This is a genomic window from Qipengyuania zhejiangensis (genome assembly GCF_035607565.1).
Lineage (GTDB): Bacteria > Pseudomonadota > Alphaproteobacteria > Sphingomonadales > Sphingomonadaceae > Qipengyuania > Qipengyuania zhejiangensis.
Genome location: NZ_JAYKGO010000003.1, coordinates 317,095 through 335,896, shown reverse-complemented (window position 1 = coordinate 335,896; position 18,802 = coordinate 317,095). Strand labels below are relative to the sequence as shown.

Sequence of the window (18,802 nt, the reverse complement as noted above, 5' to 3'; positions counted from 1 at the left end):
GAGGCTCGCTTGCTGTATCTCCTCGCCGAATGGTTGAATTTCGAAGGCATCTTCAACCTCGTGCGCTATCAGTCCTTCAGGGCCGGTGCGACGTTGATGACCGCGCTGGTCATCGGCCTGCTTATCGGTCCGCGTTTCATCGACATGCTGCGTGTGCGCCAGGGCAAGGGCCAGCCGATCCGTGAAGACGGGCCGCAAACCCACCTCGCCAAGCGCGGTACGCCCACGATGGGCGGCCTGATGATCCTTATATCCCTGACGATATCGGTGCTGATCTGGATGGATCTCAAGAACCCGTTCATCTGGGCCTGCCTTGCGGTAACACTCGGCTTCGGCCTGATCGGTTTCCTCGACGATTACGACAAGGTTTCCAAGGCCAGCCACAAGGGTGTGTCGGCCCGCGTGCGCCTGGCGGCGGAATTCCTGGTGGCCGGCGCGGCGAGCTATATCGTCGTCAGCCAGATCAACACCTTCGTCTACGTGCCGTTCGTCAACGATTTCGGGGTTGAGCTGGGGCCGTTCTACTATGTCTTTGCCGCCATCGTCATCGTGGGGGCGGGCAACGCCGTGAACCTGACCGATGGGCTGGACGGGCTGGCGACCATGCCGGTGATCATCGCTGCGGGCACGTTCGCGCTCATCGCCTATCTGGTCGGCCGTGTGGACTATTCGGAATATCTGGGCATCCCCCACGTCGCGGGTGCAGGTGAACTGGCGATATTCTGTGCGGCGATCATGGGGGCGGGGCTTGCCTTCCTTTGGTTCAACGCGCCGCCTGCGGCCGTGTTCATGGGCGATACGGGGTCGCTGGCGCTTGGCGGGGCGCTGGGGGCCATCGCCGTGGCGACGCACCACGAGATCGTATTGGCGATCGTTGGCGGCTTGTTCGTGTTCGAAGCGCTCAGCGTCATCATCCAGGTGTTCTGGTTCAAGCGCACCGGCAGGCGGGTTTTCCGCATGGCTCCGATCCACCACCATTTCGAACAGCTCGGCTGGTCGGAAAGCAAGGTCGTGATCCGCTTCTGGATCGTGGCCATCGTGCTCGCATTGTTGGGGCTGGCAACGCTCAAGCTGCGATGATCACTTCGACCGCCTGGAAGGACAAGAAATACGCGGTGCTCGGCCTCGCGCGGTCCGGCCGGGCGACGGTCGATGCGCTGTTGGCTGCGGGCGCGGATGTTCTGGTGTGGGACGACCGCGCCGAAGCGCGCGAGCCTTATGCCGGCCGCTGCGCCATCGGCGATCCGCTGGAAGCGGACCTGACCGGCTATGCCGGCGTGGTCGTCAGCCCCGGGGTCCCGCTCAACACCCATCCGATCAAGCCCCATGCCGACAAGTTCGGCGTGCCGGTGATCGGCGATATCGAACTGTTCGCGCAGGCGAGGGCAGAACTGCCGCCGCACAAGGTCGTCGGCATCACCGGCACCAACGGCAAGTCGACCACCACCGCGCTGGTCCACCACATCCTCAAGACCGCAGGCGTGCCGACGACGATGGGCGGCAATATCGGCCTGCCGATCCTCGAGCAGGAGCCATTGCCCAAGGGTGGGGTCTATGTGCTGGAGCTGTCGAGTTACCAGATCGACCTGACCTGTTCGCTCGATTGCGATGTGGCGGTGCTGCTGAACATAACGCCGGATCATCTCGACCGGTATGACGGGGATTTCGCGAAGTATGCAGCGAGCAAGGCGCGGCTGTTTGCAATGCAGTCACCCCAACGCTTTGCCGTGGTCGACTATCGAGCTGAGGCGGACGAGGATGTCCTGGTCGACGCCGAAGACCCGTTTATCCAGTTCATAGACGATGTCGATCCGGGTGACGCCGCGGCTTGGCCTTCGTTGCAAGGACCGCACAACCGTCAAAATGCCGCAGCTGCCTGGGCAGTGTGCAGCGATATCGGTTTGACCGAAGCCCAAATCTCCGAGAGCCTTCGTACCTACCCCGGCCTCCCCCACCGCATGGAGCGGGTCGCGGAAATCTCCGGCGTCGCCTACGTCAACGACAGCAAGGGCACGAACACCGCAGCCTCTGCGCCTGCGCTGGCGGCGTTCGACAACATCCACTGGATCGTCGGCGGTCTGGCCAAGGAGCCGGGGCTGGGTGAGTGCGAGGCCGAACTGGGCCATGTGAAGGCCGCCTACACCATCGGCAAGGCCGGGCCGGACTTTGCCGCGCTGCTGGAAGGGCGTGTGCCGTTGGAGCAATGCGAAACGCTCGACCGTGCGGTCGCCATTGCTGCCGTCAAGGCCGAGGCGGGCGACACCGTCCTTCTCTCGCCAGCCTGCGCCAGCTTCGACCAGTATCGCGACTTCGAAGCACGCGGCGAGCATTTCCGCGAGCTGGTGGAGGCCCTCACATGAGCGCCACCATGCAGCCCTATGTCCCCGGCAAGCGCCAGCCCGCGCACATGCCCAAGGGCAGGCTCTCGCGTTGGTCGGAACTCAAGATCTGGTGGCGCGAGATCGACCGCGTGCTGCTGTTCCTCATCTTCTTGCTGATGAGCTTTGGCACGATCGCCGTTGCCGCTGCATCGCCGGCAAGCGCCAACCGCCTGTCGACTTCGAGCGCCACGCTCGACCCGTTGTACTTTTTCTACCGCCACATCGCCTGGCAGGTGATGGGCCTGGTCGCGATGATTTCGGTTTCCATGCTCAACCGCGAAAACGCCCGGCGGCTCGGCATTGTTCTGTCGGCGGGGATGATTGGCCTGCTGTTTCTCGTCCCGTTCGTCGGTGTGGAAATCAATGGCGCTCGCCGCTGGATCAACCTGGGCATGCAGTTCCAGCCGTCCGAATTTCTCAAGCCCGCCTACGTCCTGACGATGGCCTGGATCCTGTCCTGGCGCATCCGTGACCCCAATCTGCCGGTTCTCGGCATAGCGACCGGCTTGGTTGCCGTGATCTCCGCGCTGCTCATGCTTCAGCCCAACTTCGGGGACACGATCCTGTTCGGCGGCGTGTGGTTCGTGATGGTCATCCTTTCCGGGGTGGATGCCAAGCGGCTGGTCGGGTTGATCGGCGGCGCACTGACCGGCCTGACGGCCACCTATTTCCTGTACGACAACGCCCGCCACCGTATCGATTCCTTCATCGGCGGCGGCACCGCGTTCGACCAGGTCGATCTGGCCAGCCGCACGCTGCTGGCCGGTGGCTGGACCGGTGCAGGCTATGGCCTGGGCATCCGCAAGATGAGCCTGCCCGAAGCGCACACCGATTACATCTTCTCTGTCATCGGGGAAGAATTCGGTCTGCTGGCCTGCGCCGTTATCGTGATCCTTTTCCTGGCCATAATAGGGCGGGTCCTGCTGCGGCTGATCGACGAGGAAGACCTGTTCGCGCTGCTGGCCGGCGCCGGGCTGATATCGCTCCTTGGCGGACAGGCGTTCATCAACATGCTGGTCAATCTGCAGCTGTTCCCATCCAAGGGGATGACCTTGCCGCTGGTCAGCTATGGCGGTTCCTCGACCATTGCCGTGTGTATGGCGGTCGGACTGCTCCTGGCCGTCACGCGCCGCAATCCGTTCCTGAAAAGCCGGACCAAGGGACTTGGCGACTTGGCTGGATTCGGGCAGGCGAATTCCATGAAAGACACTTCGGCCCGTCCCGCGCGCGAGATCCATCCATGACCGGCGCGAACCGTCATTACGTCCTTGCCGCAGGCGGCACCGGGGGGCACCTTCTGCCCGCTTTCGCTCTGGCGACGGAGCTTGATCGGCGCGGCCACCATGTTGCGCTGATCACGGACGAACGCGGCGCGGAAATTCCCGGCAAGCCCGACTTCCTGCCGGCGCACGTCCTGCCCGCGGGCCGGTTCGGCAAAAACCCGCTGCACTGGTTCAAGGGAATTTCGGCGGTGCTGGAAGGGCGGCGCATGGCGCTGCGCCTGTTCGACAGCTTCGAACCCAGCGCGGTGGTCGGCTTCGGGGGATACCCGTCGCTCCCGGCAATTCTTGCTTCGACATCGGCGGGTATCCCGACCGTGGTTCACGAACAGAATGCCGTTCTGGGCCGGGTGAACCGGATGCTGGCCGGGCGCGTCGATGCGATCGCAACCGCCTATCCCGAAGTCCAGCGGCTTCCGCCCAAGCACACCGGCAAGGTCCACCTGGTCGGCAATCCGGTGCGCGCCGGGGTGCTTTCGCTGCGTGACGAACCGTTTCCCGCGTTCTCCGAAGACGGTTTGCTGCGCGTGCTTGTGACCGGCGGCAGCCAGGGCGCGCGCGTTCTGTCCGAAGTGGTTCCCGATGGCCTCGCCATGCTTCCGCCCGCCCTGCGCCAGCGGTTGCAGGTGACCCAGCAATGCCGTCCGGAAGATCTCGACGCTGTGCGCGAACGCTATCGCACGCACGGTATTCCCGCAGAACTGGCCACATATTTCGAAGACATGTCGACCCGGTTGGCCGACGCGCATCTGTTTATCGGGCGCGCGGGCGCCTCGACCATTGCCGAACTGACGGCGGTAGGACGGCCTGCAATCCTGATCCCCCTGCCCATCGCCACCGACGATCACCAGGCGGCCAACGCCCGCGAGCTGGCGAAATCGGGCGGCGCGCGAATGGTGCGCCAGGAACGTTTCAACGCCAAGGAACTGGCCAAGCAGATCATGGCGCTGGCAGACAATCCGAAGGGCCTGGCCACGGCGGCCCATGCGGCGTGGAACTGCGGGCGGCCCAAGGCTGTCCAGGACCTGGCCGACCTTGTTGAAAGCTTTGGCGGGGCGGAAATGATGGACGTGATCCGCGTGGGCAGGAACAACGCGCGCGGCGCGTCGCAAGGTGCCCCTGCAGGGCAAGGCGCCGCCAAGGAGGCAAGCCGATGAGAGGTGTTCTGACCGATATCGGCACGATCCATTTCGTCGGCATAGGCGGGATCGGCATGTCCGGCATCGCCGAAGTCATGGCGAACCTAGGCTACAGTGTGCAGGGGTCGGACATCAAGGAAAGCCCCACCGTCGAACGGCTGCGTTCGCGCGGAGTAACGGTCGCCATCGGGCACGCGCCGCAAAATGTCGAAGGCGCTTCGGTCGTGGTCACGTCCACGGCAGTGCGGCGGACCAACCCCGAAGTGGCCTATGCCCTCGAAAACCGGATACCGGTCGTGCGGCGCGCTGAAATGCTTGCCGAACTGATGCGGCTGAAATCGACGGTTGCCGTTGCGGGAACGCATGGCAAGACCACCACGACCAGCATGATCGCGGCGTTGCTCGATGCGGGCGGGATCGATCCGACCGTCATCAACGGCGGCATCATCGAACAGTACGGGTCCAATGCCCGCATGGGCGATTCCGACTGGATGGTGGTGGAAGCCGACGAAAGCGACGGCAGCTTCCTGCGGCTGGACGGAACCATCGCGGTGGTCACCAACATCGATCCCGAACATCTCGACCATTATGGCGATTTCGACGGGGTGAAGGACGCCTTCGTCGAATTCATCCATAACGTGCCGTTCTATGGCGCGGCGATCCTGTGCATCGACCATCCCGAAGTGCAGGCGGTGATCGGCAAGGTGCGCGACCGGAAGGTCGTCACCTACGGCTTTTCGCTCCAGGCGGATATCTGCGGCGTCAACGTGCGTCCCGATGCGGGCGGAAACTGCTTTGACGTGATCGTGCGCCAGCGGGGCGAGGAAGATCGCCGCATCGAAGGCGTTCGCCTGCCGATGCCGGGGCGCCACAACGTCCAGAACGCTCTCGCCGCCATAGCGGTCGCGGTGGAAATGGGCTGCGCCGATGACGTCATCCGCACCGGCTTCAGCGGCTTCGGCGGTGTCCGGCGGCGCTTTACCAAGGTGGGCGAAGTGCCTTTGCGCGACGGGTCGGCAACGGTCATCGACGATTACGGCCACCATCCGGTCGAGATAAAGGCCGTGCTCGCCGCGGCGCGCGAAAGCGCGGGGGAAGGGCGCGTGATCGCCGTTGTCCAGCCGCACCGGTTCACGCGCCTGCGCGACCTGATGGACGATTTCCAGAGCTGCCTGAACGATGCCGACAAGGTTTTCGTCACCCCGGTGTATACGGCTGGCGAAGATCCGATCGAAGGGGTCGATGCCGAAGCGCTGGTCGCGGGCCTCAAATCGCGCGGGCACCGTTCTGCCGCCACGGTCGAGGACGAAGGCGATCTTGCGCGCGTTCTGGCCGATGACATCGAGGCTGGCGATTTCGTCGTGTGCCTGGGCGCAGGCGACATTACCCGTTGGGCCGCCGAACTTGCCGACCGTATCGCGCAGGAGCGGGGCCGCTGATGGACCAGCCCGACGATGTCTGGAACCTGGACAGCGGCATGGCGCCCGACTGCGAAGTCGAAGGCGGCGCCTCCGCGCCCGTTCGGATGGATGGCCTGCGGGGCACGCTGACCCACGATGCGCCGCTGGCCAGGCTGGTCTGGTTCAAGAGCGGTGGCAACGCCGACTGGTTGTTCGAACCCGCCGATCTCGACGATCTGAGGCTGTTTCTCGAACGTCTGGAAGGCAGCCTGCCGGTCATGGCGCTGGGCCTTGGCTCCAACATGATCGTGCGCGACGGCGGGGTTCCCGGCGTGGTGATCAAGCTGGGCAAACCGTTTGCCGGTATCGATGTGAAGGACGGCAACGTCCTGGCATGCGGCGCGGGCGCGCATGGCATACTGGTTGCCTCCACCGCGCGCGATGCCGGCATCGCCGGGCTCGAATTCATGCGGGGTATACCCGGCACGGTCGGCGGTTTCGTGCGGATGAACGGCGGCGCCTATGGCCGCGAAGTGTCCGACGTCCTGCTCGATTGCGATGTCATCATGCCCGATGGCGAACTGGTCACTCTGCCAGCATCGGACCTGCGGTACAGCTATCGCCATTCGGCCCTGCCCGAAGGGGCCGTGGTCGTATCCGCGCGGTTTCAGGGCGTTCCCGGCGACCCGAAGGAAATCGGCGCCGAGATGGACCGGATCGCGGAAGCACGCGAGAATTCGCAGCCGCTGCGGACCAAGACGGGCGGTTCGACCTTCAAGAACCCGCCGGGCAAGAAGGCGTGGGAGCTGGTCGATGCGGCGGGATGCCGCGGTCTCAAGCTGGGCGGTGCGCAGGTGAGCGAAAAGCACACCAATTTCCTGATCAACGCCGGCAACGCGACCAGCGCCGATATCGAACTGCTGGGCGAAGAAGTGAAACGGCGGGTTTACGAACATTCGGGTGTGGAACTCGAATGGGAAATCCAGCGGGTGGGAAGGCCCTGACATGACGACCAGCGTTCTCAACCGTAAACTGCATGTGGCCGTCCTCATGGGCGGCTGGGCCAACGAACGCCCCGTCAGCCTGATGTCTGGCGAAGGCGTTGCCAAGGCGCTGGAAGAACGCGGGCACCGCGTGACGCGTATCGACATGGACCGGCAGGTCGCCGCCCGTATCGCAGACGCCGCCCCCGATGTGGTGTTCAACGCCCTTCACGGTGTTCCCGGCGAAGACGGCACGGTGCAGGGTATGCTCGACCTGATGGGCGTTCCCTATACCCACTCCGGCCTGGCCACGTCGGTGATCGCCATCGACAAGCAACTGACCAAGCAGGCGCTGGTCCCGCATGGCATTCCCATGCCCGGCGGGCGGATCGTGAAAAGCGCCGAACTGTACGAGCGCGATCCCATGCCGCGCCCCTATGTCCTGAAGCCGGTCAACGAAGGCAGTTCGGTCGGCGTGGCGATCGTCACCGACGAGGGAAATTACGGCAACCCCATTGCGCGCGATGCCAAGGGGCCGTGGCAGGAATTTTCCCAGCTTCTGGCCGAACCCTATATCAAGGGCCGCGAGATGACCTCGGCGGTGGTCGATTTTCCCGATGGCCCGCGCGCGCTGGCGGTCACCGAACTGAAGCCCAAGAGCGGGTTCTACGATTTCGACGCGAAATACACCGACGGCATGACCGATCACATCTGCCCTGCGGACATTCCGGCGAACATCGAGAAGCTTTGCCTCGAAATCGCGCTCAAGGCGCACAAGGTGCTGGGGTGCAAGGGCACCAGCCGGACCGATTTCCGCTGGGACGAGGAGCAGGGCGAGGAAGGTCTGTTCGTCCTTGAAACCAACACGCAGCCCGGCATGACGCCGCTCAGCCTCGTGCCGGAACAGGCGCGCCATGTCGGCATGGAATACGGCGAACTGGTCGAAACGGTGATCGCCGCGGCGCTAAGGGATCACGGGGTGGCCGATGGCACGGGTTAGCCGCAAACCCCAGGGCGTTCGCCGTTCGGCTGCCGCACGAAGCCGCAGCCAGAAGGCCCACGCCGCCCGCAAGCGCACCAGCGGTCTGCTGGACCGGTTGATGGCGGCGCTGCCGTTCACCGAAGATCAGTGGCACCGCTTTTTCCTGTATTGCATCATCGCTGCGGGGCTGGCGATCGCTTGGACCGTCGCCAGCTATGCCGGCGTCCCGGAAATTGCGCGCACCGAACTCGCCAAATCCGCATCGCGTGCGGGTTTCGAAGTGCGCCGCGTGCGCGTCTCGGGTGTCGAGCGGATGAACGAACAGCTCGTTTACGAACGCGTTCTTGCCGAACAGGACCGGCCGATGCCGCTGGTCGAACTGGACGATGTGCGCAACCGGTTGCTCGAACTGCCATGGGTGCTCGACGCGCGTGTCTCGCGCCAACTGCCCGATACCCTCAAGGTCGATATCGTCGAACGGGTGCCCCATGCGGTGTTGCGCAAGCCGGGGCGGCTGATGCTGGTCGATCCCCAGGGCAATGAACTGGAACCGATCAGCGCGCAAGCGGCCAAGGGCAAGCTGCTGATCGAAGGCCCCGGCGCGCAGATGCAGGTGGAGGAACTGGGCCGGCTGCTCGATGCAGCGCCCGCTCTGAAGCCGCAGATTGCGTCCGCCGAATGGGTGGGCAACCGCCGCTGGAACCTGACCTTCAAGACCGGACAGATGCTGGCTTTGCCCGAAGGTGATGGCGGGGCACCGGCGCTGGTAAAGTTTGCGCGTCTCGACGGAATGCACCGGCTGATCGGCGGCAAGCCGATCGCGATCGACATGCGTGTGCCCGATCGGGCCTATCTGCGCTGCAAGGACGGGCCTTGCCCGAAACAGATGGCCCTGAACGGGAGCGCTGAATAATGGCCGCACCGCTTCCCCGCATCACCCGCGTGTTTGGTGCCGTGAACATCGGATCGTTCCGTATTTCGGCCATGATCATGGGCCAGGCCGAAGGCGGCAACATGATCGTGCTGGGGTCGAGCCACCGGGCCAGCGAAGGGATCAAGCGCGGGTACATCACCGATATGCGCGCGGCCAGCCATGCGATCCGCACGGCCGTCGAAAAGGCGGAAGCGAACGCCAACACCGCCATCTCAAGTGTCTGGATCGGCTGCGCGGGGGCGGGCCTTTCGAGCAAGATTTCCAGCGTGGAAATCGCCATCGGTGGCCGGCGGATCGAAGAAGACGATATCGAACACCTGCTCCACGCGGCCCGCGACCACCTGCACCCGGACGGGCGGATGGTCCTCCATGCCCAGCCTGCGCATTACACGCTGGACGGCGCCCACGGTGTGGCCAACCCCAAGGGGCTTCATGCAGAATCGCTTGGCGTCGATATCCACGTCACGCTTGCCGAAGGTGCACCGGTTCGTAACCTGATCGAAGCGGTGCAGGGCGCGCATCTCGATGTGGACGGGGTGGTGGCAAGCCCGCTTGCCGCGGCTTATGCCTGTCTTTCGGCGGAAGAACGCGATCTTGGGGTGGCGCTGGTGGAAATCGGCGCGCAGGTCACGAATGTTTCGGTCCACGCCGCCGGTATGTTGCTGGGCCTGCGATCGATCCCGGTCGGCTCGAACGATATCACCGATGCGATCGCCTCTTCGCTCGGCATCCGGCGCAGCCAGGCCGAACGGCTCAAATGCGTGTCCGGTTCGGCCATCGCCACGCCGACCGATCATCGCGAGATGATCTCCGTCAACGCTCCCGGCGAAGAACCGGGCGGACGGCTGGCGCGCGGGGCCGACGAACAGAACCGTATTCCGCGCGCCGAACTGGTGTCCATCGTCACCGACCGCCTGGGCGTGATCAGCAGCGAAGTCGGCAAGGCGTTGAAGACCCTTGGCTTTGGCGGGTCGCAAGGCGGGCAGGTGGTGTTGACGGGCGGCGGGGCCGAATTGCACGGCGTGGCCGAATTCATTCAGGGCGCCCTTGGCCGGCCAGTGCGGATCGGCAAACCTCCTTCGTTGACGGGCCTTCCCGAAGCCCACGCCACGCCCGGCTTCGCGACGCTGGCGGGGCTGTGCCTTTATGGAGCGGACGATCCCGTCGATATCCGTTCGGTGGGCCTGACTTACCAGCCGACGCGCCGTTATTCCGGCATGGGACTGGTGAACCGTGTCGTTCAAGCGGTGCGTGAGTATTTCTGATGGTTGATTATGCGCTCTAACCGGTCATTAGCGCTTGTGGATAATGATGGTTGGCCTTTGTGCCTTCGATTCGCTTTGTGCGATATGTGTGACATAATGTTTTCCAAGACTTTCGACTTCCCGGGGGATACCCAATGAGCATCAATATCGGTCCGGCTTCCAGCGACGACCTTCGTCCCAAGATCATGGTGATCGGCGTCGGCGGCGCCGGCGGCAACGCAATCGCCAACATGATGCAGGCGGGCATCGAAGGCGTGGACTTCATCGTCAGCAACACCGACGCCCAGGCGTTGAGCACTTCGCCTGCTGAAAAGCGCATCCAGCTTGGCCCTGATATCACCGGCGGCCTTGGCGCTGGCGCACGGCCCGAAGTGGGCAAGGCCGCGGCTGAAGAAACGGTCGAGGACATCGAAGACGCGCTCGACGGGTGCAACATGGTGTTTATCGCGGCCGGCATGGGCGGCGGCACCGGCACCGGTGCGGCGCCTGTCATCGCGGAAGCGGCGCGCAAGAAAGGCGTGCTGACCGTCGGTGTCGTGACCAAGCCGTTCCTCTTCGAAGGCACGCGCCGCATGCGCGCCGCCGAAGCGGGCATCGACGAACTGCAAAAGCACGTCGATACGCTGATCGTTATTCCCAACCAGAACCTGTTCCTGGTGGCGAAGGCGGAAACGACTTTCAAGGAAGCCTTTGTCCTTGCCGACGAGGTGCTGCAGCAGGGCGTGCGGTCGATCACCGACCTCATGGTCATGCCGGGCCTCATCAATCTCGATTTTGCCGACGTGCGTTCGGTGATGATGGAGATGGGCAAGGCGATGATGGGCACCGGCGAAGGCGAAGGTGAAAACCGCGCCCTTGAAGCTGCCGAACGCGCCATTGCCAATCCGCTGCTCGACGGTGTTTCGATGGCTGGCGCCAAGGGTGTCATCATTTCGATCATCGGCGGCGAAGACATGAAGCTGCTCGAAGTGGACGAGGCTGCGAACCACATTCGCGAATTGGTCGATGAAGACGCGAACATCATCTGGGGCTCGGCTTTCAACCCGGACCTCGATGGCAAGATCCGCGTTTCCGTGGTTGCCACGGGTATCGAAGGCGACGGGACATCCGCATCGGTTGCCCCGCGCGCGTTCACGATGAGCGAACAGCGCGCTCCGGTGCGTCCGGTACTGGACCTCCCCAACGATGCCGAAGGCGATGACGAACCGTTCGAATTGTCGGAAGGCCTTTCTGCCGAACCTGATGGCGACGACGGGTCCGCTCTCGATCTGTCGTCAGCCGTTGAAGTCGGCGATGGCGGCTCTTCGGTCCTTTCCGAAGACCTCGGTTACTCGACCGACGGCGAAGGCGATGACGATTTCGACGATGTCGATGAAATCGTCGATCCGCTGGCCGGCCTGCGCGGCGAAGAAAACGACGATGACGATTATGACGCGATGGATGACGGTCATGACGGTGCGGTTCCGCCGCCCGCCGACAGCGGAAGCTATGGCGCCGAAGCCGGAGCAAACGGCTGGGGCGACGACGCCGACGACGGTTCGCAGGACGAACTGCAGCTTGGCGCCGACCAGTATGCCGAAGGCGACAGCCCGCTGGCCAGCAAGCCGATGCGCAAGCGTCCGGTGCTCGGCGGCGGTGATGGCGGCGATGCCGGTGCGGGTGCCGCTGACTCGCAGGGCAGCACGCTGTTCGAGCGCATGGCCAACCTTTCGCGCGGCGCAAACAAGCCGAGCGACGATGAAGACGACGACGATGACGACGATGGCGGCAGCAGTTCGCTCAACATCCCGCGTTTTCTCGGGCGTCAGAACAACCAGTAAGGCTGGCGTTCGGTAACCGGCGTCAGCGCAGGTTAAAGTGCGCTCAGCCAGGGACAGACCATGACAGCACACTTGCGACTTGCCGGGGCGGCTGTCGCGGCGATCGCAATCGCCGCGGCGCCTTACCGCGCAGAGGCCCAGCGGGAAATCGTCCAGGCCCTGCCGCCCGAAGGGTCTGCCGCGCTCAACGATGCGCTGACCCGGCTGGCGCGTAACTCGCGCGACATCCCGGCGTTGCTCGATGCGGGCGAAGCGGCGCTGATGCTGGGCGATATCGACGCGGCGATCGGCTTCTTTGGACGGGCGAAAGAACTTTCCCCCGATGAAAGCCGGGTCAAGGTCGGCCTGGCCAAGGCGTACACGCGGTCGCGGCGCCCGATCGAGGCGCTGCGGTTGTTCGCGGATGCCGAACGCGCCGGGGTCGATAACGCGCGCATGGCCGAAGACCGTGCGCTGGCATTCGACCTTGTCGGCGATGCGCGCAGCGCGCAGCAGCTTTACCAACTGGCCCTCTCCCGCGGTGGCAACGAGGAAGTCCGCCGCCGCCTTGCGTTGAGCCAGGCCATTTCGGGTAATCGGGCCGCGTTCGAACAGACATTGCTGCCGCTGCTCGAAAAGCGCGATCTGGCCGCGTTTCGCACGCGCGCCTTCGGCCTTGCCATTCTTGGCGACACGAAGGAGGCGATCAAGATTTCCGACGCCATGTTGCCGCCCGCCATGGCGACGCGCATCAGGCCCTATCTTGAATACATGCCGCGCCTGACCCAGGCCCAGCAGGCCGCCGCAGGTACGCTCGGCATTTTTCCGCGCGCGGCCAACATCGGCACCGATGATCCGCAGATTGCGAGCTACACCGCCGCAGAACCGCAGGGCCCCTCCCAACAGGCGCCGGTGAAGATCGCACAGGCCGACCCGGCGCGCGAGGACCCGCGCACGCAGGAGCGCCGCCGGCGTCCCGATCGCACCCGCAGCCGGTCTGACCGGACACCAGGCGCCTTGCTGTCGCGCAGCCGCCAGTCGCAGCCCGCTGTCGCAACCGTAGCGGCGCCTCAACCTGCTGCCGCTCAGCCTCGCGTTGCCGAAGTGACGTCTCCGCCGCCGGCACCACCTCCGCCACCGCCACCGCCGCCACCGCCACCGCCTCCGGTTCCGGAACAAGCTGCGGCCCAGCCCCAGGTTCGGGCGGTGCCCGCGCCAACCAAGGAACTTCCCGCTGTGAGCGGTCCTTCGCTTACCCAGGTGGTCGCGCGCCAGCAAACTGCGGCTCCCGCTCCCGCTCCCGCTCCCGCTCCCGCTCCCGCTCCCGCTCCCGCTCCCGCTCCCGCTCCCGCGCCACAGCCCCAGGTCCAGCCTCCGGCACCGAGGGCCGAACCCCAATCGGTGCCTCCCCTGCCGCAGGAGTCCATTCAACCGGCGCCCGAACCCTTGCCCAGCCTGGAAGAGGCGTTTGCCAGTTTCACGCTCGAGCCGTCACCCCGACCGGCCGCGGCGACCGGCGCGGTCGATATCACGCGGATCGAAATCCCGCGGGAAGTTGCCGAGCCCGAGCCACCCAAACCGCCAAAACCACCGGCGCATCCGTCGCGCCACTGGGTCCAGCTGGCCACCGGAAAGGACCGGACGGCGCTGGGATTCGATTGGCGCCGGATCGCCCGCAAGGCAGAAACGCGGCTCGACGGCAAAGGTCCGTTCGTCACACCGTGGGGCGAAGCCAACCGGCTGCTGGCCGGGCCCTTCAAAACGGCGAAGGACGCGCGCGAATTCATGAATGAATTAAAGGCATTGGAGATCGACAGTTTCACCTTCACCAGTGACGAAGGCGAAGCGATCGACCAACTGCCGCGCCGCTGACCCGGCGGCTTGTGCACAGGCTTTGCACAGCCGAAAAACGTTCTCCCCAGCGCCGATGCATCCGCTCATTGCCAAGCGCCCCCAAGCTTCTCCATCCAGCCTGCATGAAGCGCACGGATCAGGCACGATGAGGTTGGCAGGCGAAAGCTACGAGGCCGAGGAGGACAGCGCGCCCCTCGATATGCTCATGGCGTTGTTCGAAGCGCGCGGATGGCCATGCGAGAGCGGTCAGGGCGAGATGAGCGGCGAAATCCAGGGCAGCTGGACGACCTATCAGGTCAAGGGCATCTGGCGCCCCGAGGACATGACGCTGCAGATCCTGTGCCTGCCCGAAATTCGCATCCCGGATGACAAGCGGCGCCAGGCGCATGAACTGGTTGCGCGGATCAACGAGCAGGTGTGGCTCGGCCATTTCGATGTCTGGTCGAACGGCGGGGTGGTTCTGTACCGCAACGGCACCATGCTGGGCGATGACGGTATGCTCAGCCTGTCGCAGGCGCAGGCGCTGGTGGAAATCGCGGTCGACGAATGCGACCGGTTCTACCCCGCGTTCCAGTTCGTATTGTGGGGCGACAAATCGCCGGCCGAGGCGCTGGAAGCGGCAATGGTCGATGCGGCGGGCGAGGCCTGATTTGGCTAAGGAACACGCTTAACCTGCGTTAGGTTCGTTCCCATCCGGTTTCACTTGAAATTGCGGGGATTCCACCCGATATTCCATATCTGAGGAGCGGGGGCTCGAAATCCTCCCCGCACAAAGGAGTTATGCGATCATGGCCAATTGGAACGACACCGACCAGAGGCAGGGCTTTAACGCCGTGCCACGCGCTGGCGACGCCGTTGCAAGGGGGGCAACCTTCGACGCCGGGCTGCGCAAGCACATGCTGTCGATCTACAACTACATGGCTTCGGGCGTCCTGCTCACCGGCATCGTTGCGCTGCTTACGGCGCGTAGCGGTTTGGCGCTGACATTCGCCAGCGGGCCGCTGATGTGGATCGTCGCGCTCGCGCCGCTGGCCTTCGTATTTGCGATGAGCTTCGGCGTGAACAAGTTCAGCAAGGCAACCCTGAACATCCTGTTCTGGGCGTTCGCCACCATCATGGGTCTGTCGCTTTCGACGATCTTCCTCGTGTATACGGGTGAAAGCATCGCAGCGACGTTCTTTGCCACGGCTGGCGCCTTCGCCGGTCTGAGCCTGTTCGGCTACACCACGAAGAAGGATCTGTCGGGCTTCGGCACGTTCCTGGTGATGGGTGTCATCGGACTGATGATCGCCATGGTGATCAACATCTTCCTGCAGTCCAGCACTCTGGCGCTGGCCGTCAGCTTCCTCGGTGTGCTGATTTTCGCGGGCCTCACGGCTTACGATACGCAGCGCCTGAAGCGTGAGTACGAGTATCTGCGCGGCACCGAATTCGCTGGCAAGGCGATCATCATGGGCGCGCTGAGCCTGTACCTCGACTTCATCAACATGTTCCTGTTCCTGCTGCGTTTCATGGGCAGCCGCGAGTAATCGCGCTCAACTGACCGCAACAGCGACTCACCTGATCGTGCCCGGGGCGTAACTCACGCCCCGGGCATTTTCTTTGTGCGATCGAGGCGCTAGGACTGTTTGCTTCATCCCCCGTCAAGGGTCGGCGGGGCATGATGAATGCCACATGTCTTCGAGGAGGGTCCGCGCGCCATGAGCCGCGTTTCAACGCAAACCATCCGTCTTGCCGCTATCGCCGCAGGACTTGCCGCAATTGCAGCCTGCGCGCCGCCTCCCCCTCCACCGCCGCCGCCACCGCCTCCACCGCCGCCCGTGGTCGTGATCCCGTCAAAGCCACTGCCCCCCGGCGGCGCTACGTCCAGCATGACGATCCCGATGGTCGGTCCCGATGGCGTACGCCAGACGGTGAACGCCAATCTCACCCCGGCGCAGACCACATGGAACCTGCGATCGGCGTTGAACGTGGCCGCGCTGAACTGTCTCAAGCCGCGCCATGCAGGCATCCTGCCGGGTTACAAATCGTTTCTCGACAACAACGTCCGCAAGCTTTCGGCCACCAACCGTGCGCTGCAGAGCGAGTTTCGTCAGCGCTACGGCGCGACCTATCGCGACGTGCAGGATTCCTACATGACGCAGGTCTACAACTACTTTGCGTTGCCGCCCGCGCTTGACGATTTCTGCGACATGTCGCTGGCAGTCGTCATGGAAATGCCCGCCGCCGGAGGGGAGGACCTCGACCTGTACGCAGCGCGGGCGTTGCCCCGTATCGAAGGCGTGTTCGACAGCTTCTTCCGCGCGTACGAGCAATATCGCGTGGATCTGACCGCATGGAACGCGCAGTACGGACCGCCGACAATCACCACGACCGTGCAGGGATATGCCAACCCGCTCAACCCGGCCACCAGCGTGCCGGCCGGTTCCACCGTGGTGGGGTCCATGCCCGCGACCCAGCCGGTCACCGTTGCCAATGATCCGCAGGCACCCGTTGCCATTCCGCCAGCGATCGGGACCGATCAGGTTCTGCCGACGTCGGGTCCGATATTCCGTTCGGGCGAGATCGTTCAGGGCGAGCAACCGGTAACTGTGCCGGCGGAAGGCCCCAACAACCCCTGAGCCGGGGTCCCTGGCCAACTTGTCGCTTTTCAGGCGCCGTTCCGCCGGTTAAATTGCCGTGCCTGCTTGCGCTGTAGCTGACCGTGCCCGCAGGAACGCCAACCTGGAACGGGGCCGTAGCTCAGTTGGGAGAGCGCGTCGTTCGCAATGACGAGGTCAGGGGTTCGATTCCCCTCGGCTCCACCAGGCCCTGATACCTTGCGACAGAGATTGTGCGGATCGCGCTCTTCCCCGTGCGAGGCAGGGCGACTACGCTTGGCCCATGTCCCGATCGGCTGACCCTGTTCTCTTGCTTGTCGGCGCCGGCCACGCCCACCTCGGGGTGATCGACAACTGGCGTACGCAGAGCCCCCCGCGAGCGCGCACGGTTCTGGCCGAACCTCTCGAGGCGATGCTCTATTCCGGAATGGTGCCCGGTTGGGTCGCCGGAGAATACAGGGCCAGCGAACTTTCCATTCCCTTGGCACCGCTGGTCGCGCAGGCCGGTACCGAATGGGTCAGGGAAGAGGTGGCAGCGATCAACCCGCAGGCGCGGATTGCCACATTCGGCGATGGCAGCGAGCTGCGCTTCGACGTGTGTTCGATAGCAACCGGCGGTGCGGGCCGGGCGGCTGACGTGTTGGGCGCTGATCCCCGCCTGCTGGATATTCGCCCGCTGCACCGGTTTATTGCCCGCTGGCAGGAATTGCGCGAACACCCTCCGCAGCGGGGGCGTGTTGCGGTGGTTGGCGGCGGTGCTGGCGGCGTGGAGCTGGCATTCGGCTTTCGCAATTCGTCGCATTGGGATTGCCCGGAAGTGACGCTGGTGACGGGCAGGGGTGGGCTGCTCCCATCCCATCCAGAGGCTGTCCAGCGGCGGGTCATGCGTGAATTGGCCCATCAGGGTATCGAGCTGGTTATCGAAGACGCCTCGATCGACGGGGGCGAGCTTTGCGCGGGCACCCGATCCCTCGAACCCATCGATCTGATCGTGACGGCCCTTGGAAGCGGTGCGCCGCAATGGCCGCGCAAAAGCGGACTTCCGGTTGACGAAGACGGGTTCATCCGCGTGGACGAACACCAGCGTGTAACCGGATTCTCCCATATACTGGCTGCTGGCGATATTGCCCGCCGAACCGATCGCCATGTGCCCCATTCGGGTGTCCATGCCGTCTATTCGGGGCCGGTGCTGGCACGGAACCTGCGGCGCACACTGGCGGGCAAACCGCCGCGGCGCACATACAGCCCGCAGTTCATGGATTTTTATCTGCTCAACACCTGCCGCGGCGAATCCATCGCAAGCTATGGCGTTGCAGGGCTGCAATCCGGCTGGTTGCGGCGGATCAAGGACTGGTTGGACCGCCGCTGGATAAATCGGTTTACCCGCCCAGACGCGCGTTGATCGCTGCGCTCAGCTTGCGGACGCGGGCGGCGTTGTACCCGAGATCGGATACGCCCACGCGGCTTGTCGATCGAATGTCGATGCGCCCTTCGCCAACGCGCGCCACGACATCGTCCTTGAACCCGAACGCAAATGTTTCGGCAGTGCCTTCTACCTGTCCCGCCGCGGCATCGCTGCGAACGTCCGCCAGGCCAATATCTTCCATCGCAGCGGCCACCGCTGCCACGGCATCGGCATCCGAAACCGAGTAGGCGATCGGCTGAAGGTCACCATAGCTTTCCGCGATGATGGCGGCATGGGACTGGGCGGCGATGGGCTGTCCAGCCGTGCGTTCGGCCCACATTTCCAGCTCGCCGATCGGGGTGGCGTAATCGTTGATCGGGTTGGCACCGAAATCGCTGCGGATCGCCATCGTGCCGGGCGAGAACTGCGGGGGATTTGCCGTGTCGGTGGCGACATCGTGGATCGGAGGGACGCTTTCGCCCTGCGATCGTACCGACATCAGCCCGGCAAACAGCGCCGCCGGAATCGCCAGCGCAAGCGCAGCCTTCCACCATTCGCCGCGCGGCCCCTTTACGAACGCCATGACCAGCGCGACCAGCGCGACCAGCGCGACCACGCCCATCAGGATCGGACCGATGGTGACGACCATGGTGAGAAACCCGACCTTCCAGTCGATCAGCCCGAACTTGGGTCCGAAAACCGCAAGGAGGAACCACGCGACCAGCGCAAGCGCCAGCCAGAGTGCGAACTTGGGTAGTTTTGCGATCATGGTGTCCCCCC

At 64.4% G+C, this 18,802-nt stretch carries 16 protein-coding genes and 1 tRNA gene; 16 read left to right on the top strand and 1 reads right to left on the bottom strand.

All coding sequences use genetic code 11. The features are described from left to right. Positions 1-9: 9 nt before the first annotated feature. The 16 genes from mraY (at position 10) to VR863_RS09270 (ending at position 18,019) form a co-directional block, all read left to right on the top strand. Positions 10-1,080, top strand: coding sequence for a phospho-N-acetylmuramoyl-pentapeptide-transferase (mraY, locus tag VR863_RS09345; RefSeq protein WP_324828196.1), 1,071 nt, complete (start codon positions 10-12; stop codon positions 1,078-1,080). Beyond that, positions 1,077-2,360, top strand: a complete 1,284-nt coding sequence (gene murD, locus VR863_RS09340) for a UDP-N-acetylmuramoyl-L-alanine--D-glutamate ligase (protein WP_324828195.1) — start codon at positions 1,077-1,079, stop codon at positions 2,358-2,360. Before mraY ends, murD begins: the two co-directional genes overlap by 4 nt. Then, complete coding sequence (locus tag VR863_RS09335) at positions 2,357-3,625, top strand: FtsW/RodA/SpoVE family cell cycle protein (protein ID WP_324828194.1); 1,269 nt, start codon at positions 2,357-2,359, stop codon at positions 3,623-3,625. Before murD ends, VR863_RS09335 begins: the two co-directional genes overlap by 4 nt. Next, positions 3,622-4,818, top strand: coding sequence for an undecaprenyldiphospho-muramoylpentapeptide beta-N-acetylglucosaminyltransferase (gene murG / locus VR863_RS09330; protein ID WP_324828193.1), 1,197 nt, complete (start codon positions 3,622-3,624; stop codon positions 4,816-4,818). Before VR863_RS09335 ends, murG begins: the two co-directional genes overlap by 4 nt. Continuing rightward, positions 4,815-6,239, top strand: coding sequence for a UDP-N-acetylmuramate--L-alanine ligase (gene murC, locus VR863_RS09325; protein ID WP_324828192.1), 1,425 nt, complete (start codon positions 4,815-4,817; stop codon positions 6,237-6,239). Before murG ends, murC begins: the two co-directional genes overlap by 4 nt. Before the next feature lie 38 nt (positions 6,240-6,277). Continuing rightward, positions 6,278-7,204, top strand: a complete 927-nt coding sequence (gene murB / locus VR863_RS09320) for a UDP-N-acetylmuramate dehydrogenase (RefSeq protein ID WP_324829252.1) — start codon at positions 6,278-6,280, stop codon at positions 7,202-7,204. 1 nt (position 7,205) lies between these two features. Next, on the top strand, positions 7,206-8,183 hold the full coding sequence (locus VR863_RS09315) for a D-alanine--D-alanine ligase (RefSeq protein WP_324828191.1): 978 nt from the start codon (positions 7,206-7,208) through the stop codon (positions 8,181-8,183). Next, positions 8,170-9,078 (top strand): cell division protein FtsQ/DivIB, encoded by a 909-nt coding sequence (locus VR863_RS09310; RefSeq protein ID WP_324828190.1) that lies wholly within the window; start codon positions 8,170-8,172, stop codon positions 9,076-9,078. Before VR863_RS09315 ends, VR863_RS09310 begins: the two co-directional genes overlap by 14 nt. Beyond that, complete coding sequence (gene ftsA, locus VR863_RS09305; protein WP_324828189.1) at positions 9,078-10,364, top strand: cell division protein FtsA; 1,287 nt, start codon at positions 9,078-9,080, stop codon at positions 10,362-10,364. The genes VR863_RS09310 and ftsA overlap by 1 nt, the downstream gene beginning before the upstream one ends. Before the next feature lie 134 nt (positions 10,365-10,498). After that, the gene (gene ftsZ / locus VR863_RS09300; protein ID WP_324828188.1) at positions 10,499-12,184 is read left to right on the top strand and encodes a cell division protein FtsZ; all 1,686 of its coding nucleotides are present in this window, start codon (positions 10,499-10,501) and stop codon (positions 12,182-12,184) included. 60 nt (positions 12,185-12,244) lie between these two features. Continuing rightward, complete coding sequence (locus tag VR863_RS09295; protein WP_324828187.1) at positions 12,245-14,035, top strand: SPOR domain-containing protein; 1,791 nt, start codon at positions 12,245-12,247, stop codon at positions 14,033-14,035. A 127-nt stretch (positions 14,036-14,162) separates the two neighbouring features. Continuing rightward, entirely contained in the window at positions 14,163-14,666 is a 504-nt protein-coding gene (locus VR863_RS09290) for a type III secretion system chaperone family protein (protein WP_324828186.1), read from the top strand. 139 nt (positions 14,667-14,805) lie between these two features. Then, positions 14,806-15,546 (top strand): Bax inhibitor-1/YccA family protein, encoded by a 741-nt coding sequence (locus VR863_RS09285; protein WP_324828185.1) that lies wholly within the window; start codon positions 14,806-14,808, stop codon positions 15,544-15,546. 171 nt (positions 15,547-15,717) lie between these two features. Beyond that, a complete protein-coding gene (locus tag VR863_RS09280; RefSeq protein WP_324828184.1) occupies positions 15,718-16,638 on the top strand; it encodes a hypothetical protein in 921 nt (306 codons plus the stop codon). Between the two features lie 110 nt (positions 16,639-16,748). Next, positions 16,749-16,824 (top strand) — tRNA-Ala (locus tag VR863_RS09275). Between the two features lie 76 nt (positions 16,825-16,900). Further along, entirely contained in the window at positions 16,901-18,019 is a 1,119-nt protein-coding gene (locus VR863_RS09270; RefSeq protein ID WP_324828183.1) for an FAD-dependent oxidoreductase, read from the top strand. On the opposite strand, the gene VR863_RS09265 is transcribed toward VR863_RS09270, so the two are convergent. Continuing rightward, complete coding sequence (locus VR863_RS09265; protein ID WP_324828182.1) at positions 17,997-18,791, bottom strand: DUF1499 domain-containing protein; 795 nt, start codon at positions 18,789-18,791, stop codon at positions 17,997-17,999. The genes VR863_RS09270 and VR863_RS09265 overlap by 23 nt on opposite strands. Positions 18,792-18,802 lie beyond the last annotated feature (11 nt).

Excerpts from the sequence above, each read along its gene's own strand:
- murD (WP_324828195.1), top strand. The coding sequence starts at position 1,077 with ATGATCACTTCGACCGCCTGGAAGGACAAGAAATACGCGGTGCTCGGC.
- VR863_RS09335 (WP_324828194.1), top strand. The coding sequence starts at position 2,357 with ATGAGCGCCACCATGCAGCCCTATGTCCCCGGCAAGCGCCAGCCCGCG.
- murG (WP_324828193.1), top strand. The coding sequence starts at position 3,622 with ATGACCGGCGCGAACCGTCATTACGTCCTTGCCGCAGGCGGCACCGGG.
- murC (WP_324828192.1), top strand. The coding sequence starts at position 4,815 with ATGAGAGGTGTTCTGACCGATATCGGCACGATCCATTTCGTCGGCATA.
- murB (WP_324829252.1), top strand. The coding sequence starts at position 6,278 with ATGGCGCCCGACTGCGAAGTCGAAGGCGGCGCCTCCGCGCCCGTTCGG.
- VR863_RS09315 (WP_324828191.1), top strand. The coding sequence starts at position 7,206 with ATGACGACCAGCGTTCTCAACCGTAAACTGCATGTGGCCGTCCTCATG.
- VR863_RS09310 (WP_324828190.1), top strand. The coding sequence starts at position 8,170 with ATGGCACGGGTTAGCCGCAAACCCCAGGGCGTTCGCCGTTCGGCTGCC.
- ftsA (WP_324828189.1), top strand. The coding sequence starts at position 9,078 with ATGGCCGCACCGCTTCCCCGCATCACCCGCGTGTTTGGTGCCGTGAAC.
- ftsZ (WP_324828188.1), top strand. The coding sequence starts at position 10,499 with ATGAGCATCAATATCGGTCCGGCTTCCAGCGACGACCTTCGTCCCAAG.
- VR863_RS09295 (WP_324828187.1), top strand. The coding sequence starts at position 12,245 with ATGACAGCACACTTGCGACTTGCCGGGGCGGCTGTCGCGGCGATCGCA.
- VR863_RS09290 (WP_324828186.1), top strand. The coding sequence starts at position 14,163 with ATGAGGTTGGCAGGCGAAAGCTACGAGGCCGAGGAGGACAGCGCGCCC.
- VR863_RS09285 (WP_324828185.1), top strand. The coding sequence starts at position 14,806 with ATGGCCAATTGGAACGACACCGACCAGAGGCAGGGCTTTAACGCCGTG.
- VR863_RS09280 (WP_324828184.1), top strand. The coding sequence starts at position 15,718 with ATGAGCCGCGTTTCAACGCAAACCATCCGTCTTGCCGCTATCGCCGCA.
- VR863_RS09270 (WP_324828183.1), top strand. The coding sequence starts at position 16,901 with ATGTCCCGATCGGCTGACCCTGTTCTCTTGCTTGTCGGCGCCGGCCAC.
- VR863_RS09265 (WP_324828182.1), bottom strand. The coding sequence starts at position 18,791 with ATGATCGCAAAACTACCCAAGTTCGCACTCTGGCTGGCGCTTGCGCTG.